The following is a 4,826-nucleotide window of genomic DNA, read 5'->3' as shown; positions in this document are numbered from 1 at the left end:
CCGGTAATGTCGGTAATCACAGCTTCAGCCGTAGGACGCACGGGTTCAGAAAAATACAGCGGCTGTTCTTGATTATTGGTGTCCGGTTCGTATTCGATGATGGGCTCTTGGGGATGACGCTCAGCTAAGATGCGAGTGCTGCGTGCCAGGTTGACGTAGGTGGTTCCGGCGGCTTGCAGAAAACGGCGGCGATTGAATTGGGGAATGATTCACTCCTCTGGGTGGGTTGAAAACTTGCGTCTAGTTGTATGTATAGTGGAAGGCCGTGGGGCTATGCACCATTCTCATCAACAATCGTAATGATTGATTAGCGGCAATCAGGCGCAGTGAGATAGGAGCGATCGCCCTCTACTTTGTTTGCCCACATTGCAGAAAAAATTTGCCCAAGCCTGTATAGGTGTAATGGGTCGCTGAGTATATCGAGATGTCGAACCAACAATCGTGGAGGCCCTAGACCATGACATCTCAAGTTTCCTTAAAATCGCTGACCACCACTGTTCTATTAACCCTCACCACCAGTATCATCTCCGTCTATTCTGCCCCCGCCAGCCAGACCGCCGCTCCTCTCTCTGTCCACAACAACACCCTAAGCGATCGCCTAGCTCAAGGGAATCCCGCCGACCTAGAAGCGCTGATGAATCAAGGGATTGCTGCCCTGGATGACGGCAACTACACCGAGGCGCTGAACTATTTTGACCAGGCGATCGCCCTCAATCCCACCCATGCACCTGCCTACACCGGACAGGGACTCGCATTTTATTATCTCAACTAGTTGCTTGGTATTACAAAGGTATTCTTTTAGAAGCGCTAGGACAGACTGAAGATGCGATCGACCCATCCTGACACTGAGTACCACGTGCTCAGAGATCTGGGCTTCAAGCCAGGACAGTCTCGGTTTTATCAAGGCGTTTTGTGCAATAAAGTAATGGTCTTGGCCCCTTTAACATAGCCGTCTATTGGAAGCGAAAGTACCGTCAAACGGGGTCTAGAGAACCGTGGTATGTCCTGACTAATTTGCCCACCTTGAAACAAGCGCTAGCGGTCTATCGTTGTCGTTGGGACATCGAACAGCTCTTCAAAGATTGCAAGACCGGTGGGTATTATCTGGAGGATGCCAAGGTTAATGACACTCGGTTTTTAGCGTTAGTATTGCTGATCGCCTTGGCTTACAGTTGGGCCACGATGCACGGGCAGCAGATGAAACACCTCAGAATAGATCCGTATGCAGGACGTATCCAACAGCACCACGATAAGACGCCTCGGTAGAGTGACTTTAGTCTGGGGCTCTATGGTCAACGATGGATCTATGCCCTGGAATTATGGGCCGACTGGGCGTTCCAACTGATAGCACTCAAACCCCATAAACGGCTCTATTTTCAGCGCGGGTTTCATGCGTTATCCCTGATGCAGCAAGATCTCTAGGTACGTTGTCACCCGTTCAGGTTTAATGCAGTATTTTCGATCGGAAGACTGCGTTACGAAATCACTTTTCGAGTCACCGATGATTGTCGCTCAACACCCGTCTGATCCTTACAGAATGCCACGATCGGCTACTGGTTCATTCCCTGCTTCAGCAACACCTCTTTTTTGATCGCCCAAAGTGAGTAAAGAGGGATTCATTAGGCATGTAGTTGCCGTAGCCAGGAGTACCAGTCCTCTAAGCCAGCTCCGGTTGTTGCCGACAGCTGGAAGCAGGTTAGGTTAGGATTCACTTGATAGGCGTAGTCCAGACAGCGATCAACATCAAAGGCGACGTAGGGCAACAAGTCAATTTTGGTGAGCACCATCACCTGACTCGCTCGGAACATATGGGGATACTTAATGGGTTTATCGTCCCCCTCAGTTACCGAGAGAATCACCACTTTAGCAGTTTCCCCAAGGTCAAATAGGGCGGGACACACTAAGTTACCTACATTCTCAATCCACACCAACGATCCAAGGGGTGGATGCAACATATCTAACCCTTGCTCTACCATGGCAGCATCTAGATGGCAGCCGGTGCCGGTATTGACCTGAATGGCAGCACAACCAGTAGCCTGAATGCGGTCGGCGTCGTGGCTTGTAGCCTGATCGCCCTCAATAACTACCATGGGGCGATCGCTCTGTAAATCCTCAAGGGTACGCACCAGAAGAGTGGTTTTACCAGCCCCAGGAGAGCTGACCAAGTTCAGAGCTACAGATTCTCGACCTTTGAGCCAGCCTCGGTTCTGGTTGGCGATCGCATCATTTTTCGAGAGCAGGCGCTGTTCTAAGGTAAGGGTTGTGCCGTGATGTTGAGCATGGAGAACGGCAGACTGATCAGGATGATGATCAGGGCTATGGTCGTGACTATGGTGATGGGTAAGAATTGTTCCATCAGGTTGGATGTGCGTATGGCTCTGGGGGGTATGGATGGAGGCGATCGCTTCTAGTTTTCCCGTGACGGGATGAGTAAGCGTAGGTGTTGCTTCATCAGAACAGCCGCAGGTTACACACATAATTCCTCCAATTCCAGTTCTTTAATGATTAATTCCTGTCCTTGAATAATCGTTAGATCGACGCTGCCGCAGGTACATTGCCCAAAGGGACTATCGAGAGACAGCGTGGCACCACAAACTCGACATTGCCCAAGACCAGGCGGTTGTATAATCTCTAGCACAGCACCTTCTAGTAACGTACCCTGAGCACAAACATCAAAACAAAAGCGAATGGCATCGGGCATGACGGCAGTCAGTTGCCCCACTTCCAGGGTAAGGCGTAGGACGTGAGCGCCTTGGGCATGGTCGAGGGCGATCGCTACGATGGTTTCGGTCAGTCCTAATTCATGCATCAGCAAATCCTCGGCAGTTGATCCCCCACTAATACATCCACCACCCGCTCCGTACCAAAGGCTGTTTGCAGCGATACCAGTCCTGGAGAGCGATCGCCCACTTGACCAATACAGCAACTTCCCTGCCCGGCTGGATGCGATCGCATGGCGGCTAGGGTCTCGTCTACTCGATGGGCGGGCACTACGACAACTAGTTTGCCTTCATTAGCAAGGTACAGCGGATCTAGCCCTAACAGTTCACAAAGCCCTGCAACGGGTTCATCGATGGGAATATCCTCCTCCTGCAGTTGAATACTCACCTGGGAAGCTGTGGCAAATTCGTTGAGCACCGTGGCGACACCTCCCCGCGTGGCATCCCGCATAGCCCGTACATCAGGGCATACCGCTACGATCGCATCAACCAAACTATTCAACGGCCGACAGTCACTTTGAATATCGGTATCTAGGGCCAATTCACCCCGCGCGACCAAGATGGCGGCACCGTGGTTACCGATCGCTCCGTTGATCAGGATGCGATCGCCTGGCTGTAAGGCCGTGGCACAAGGATTAACCCCTGCACGCATGACGCCGATACCAGCCGTATTGATGAATATCTTATCTACAGAGCCGCGTGGTACAACTTTCGTATCTCCTGTGACGATCTGCACCCTAGCTCGGGCGGCGGCGATCGCCATGTGGTCTACGATCTGGGCTAGGAGATCGGTTGATAGGCCTTCTTCTAAGATAACGCTACAGGTTAGGTAGAGCGGAATGGCACCACTGACACAGAGATCGTTCACCGTGCCATTGACTGCTAGTTCACCAATGTTACTGCCGGGAAAAAAGAGCGGATCGACGACATAGGAATCGGTGGTGAAGGCCAGGCGATCGCCCAACCTCGTCAAAGCCACTAAATCAATGCGGGCCTGATCGTCTAGGGGAGCTGGATCTGACTGAAAATGCGCTACAAAAATACTGTCAATCAGATCATGCATGGCCCGACCACCGCTGCCGTGCGCTAGGGTCACGGTCGATTCAAGGTGCGGACGACGAGGGTGCGATCGCTGAGACATACCACGAGTAACCGAGGGCATAACCTTACCTTGCACTAGATGAATGGGATGGAGCTGATGCTGCAACTACGGGACGACGTAGACCAAGCTGGCCATAGTTGTAGTAGGCGGCGCAGGCCCCTTCAGACGACACCATGCAAGCACCTAAGGGAGAGTCTGGTGTGCAGGCAGTACCAAAGACTTTACATTCCCAGGGCTTTTTCACCCCTCTCAAAATGTCGCCGCAGGCACAGGCACGATGATCATCGACATGGGGATGCGGTAAGCTAAACTTCACCTCGGCGTCAAACTGGGCGTAGTCGGGATGGATGCGCAAACCCGATGCAGGAATTTCTCCAAGACCACGCCATTCAAACTGCTCCCGCACCGTAAAGACTTGGGCGATCGCCCCTAGAGCTACAGGATTGCCATCCTCTGCGACTAAACGACTGTACTGATTCTCCACCGTGCAGCGCCCCGTCGCCAGTTGATCCAGCACCATCCAGAGAGATTGCAAAATATCAACAGGCTCAAATCCAGACACAACGACTGGTTTACGATAGCGCTCAGCAATTACCTGGTAGGGACGGGCACCGATCACCATGCTGACGTGCCCTGGCCCAATAAAAGCGTCTAGCTGCAAATCCGGTTGATTCAGCAAGGCTTCCAGGGCTGGCACCACCAAAACATGGTTGCAATATAGACTAAAGTTGCTCACGCCCTGAGCCGCCGCTTGCAAGACGGTTAGGGCGGTACTGGGAGCTGTGGTTTCAAAGCCAATGGCAAAGAAGACAACCTCTCGATCAGGGTGGGCGATCGCGATCTGAAGGGCATCGAGGGGAGAATACACCACCCGAATGTCTGCACCGTTAGCCTTGGCCTGCAGCAAGGATTGACTCGACCCCGGCACCCGCAACACGTCACCAAAGGTGGTCAAGATCACGTGCGGATTCTGGGCTAGGGTGATGGCGTCATCCAGCCGTCCT

Annotated in this window: 5 protein-coding genes and 1 pseudogene; 2 read left to right on the top strand and 4 right to left on the bottom strand. The window is 52.6% G+C overall.

Going from position 1 to position 4,826, the window contains the following annotated elements:
• Positions 1-457: 457 nt before the first annotated feature.
• Positions 458-772: a tetratricopeptide repeat protein gene (locus tag V6D20_18585; protein HEY9817788.1), complete on the top strand. Its 315-nt coding sequence runs from the start codon at positions 458-460 to the stop codon at positions 770-772.
• 78 nt (positions 773-850) lie between these two features.
• Positions 851-1,422 (top strand): annotated as a pseudogene (locus V6D20_18580) (transposase).
• A gap of 197 nt (positions 1,423-1,619) precedes the next feature.
• On the opposite strand, the gene hypB reads toward V6D20_18580, so the two are convergent.
• From hypB to hypD, 4 genes are all read right to left on the bottom strand, one after another.
• Entirely contained in the window at positions 1,620-2,477 is an 858-nt protein-coding gene (hypB, locus tag V6D20_18575) for a hydrogenase nickel incorporation protein HypB (protein HEY9817787.1), read from the bottom strand.
• Positions 2,468-2,809 carry a hydrogenase maturation nickel metallochaperone HypA gene (locus V6D20_18570; GenBank protein ID HEY9817786.1) on the bottom strand — a complete coding sequence of 114 codons (342 nt, stop codon included), beginning with the start codon at positions 2,807-2,809 and terminating at the stop codon, positions 2,468-2,470. The genes hypB and V6D20_18570 overlap by 10 nt, the downstream gene beginning before the upstream one ends.
• Positions 2,809-3,882 (bottom strand): hydrogenase expression/formation protein HypE, encoded by a 1,074-nt coding sequence (gene hypE / locus V6D20_18565; protein ID HEY9817785.1) that lies wholly within the window; start codon positions 3,880-3,882, stop codon positions 2,809-2,811. The genes V6D20_18570 and hypE overlap by 1 nt, the downstream gene beginning before the upstream one ends.
• 4 nt (positions 3,883-3,886) lie before the next feature.
• Positions 3,887-4,826 (bottom strand): hydrogenase formation protein HypD (hypD, locus tag V6D20_18560; protein ID HEY9817784.1); only part of this gene is annotated, 940 nt, incomplete at its 5' end.

This window comes from Candidatus Obscuribacterales bacterium (assembly GCA_036703605.1).
In the GTDB taxonomy this organism is placed as follows: Bacteria; Cyanobacteriota; Cyanobacteriia; order RECH01; family RECH01; genus RECH01.
Note: the sequence above shows the minus strand (reverse complement) of the source record. Positions and strands in the feature narration are given on the sequence as shown.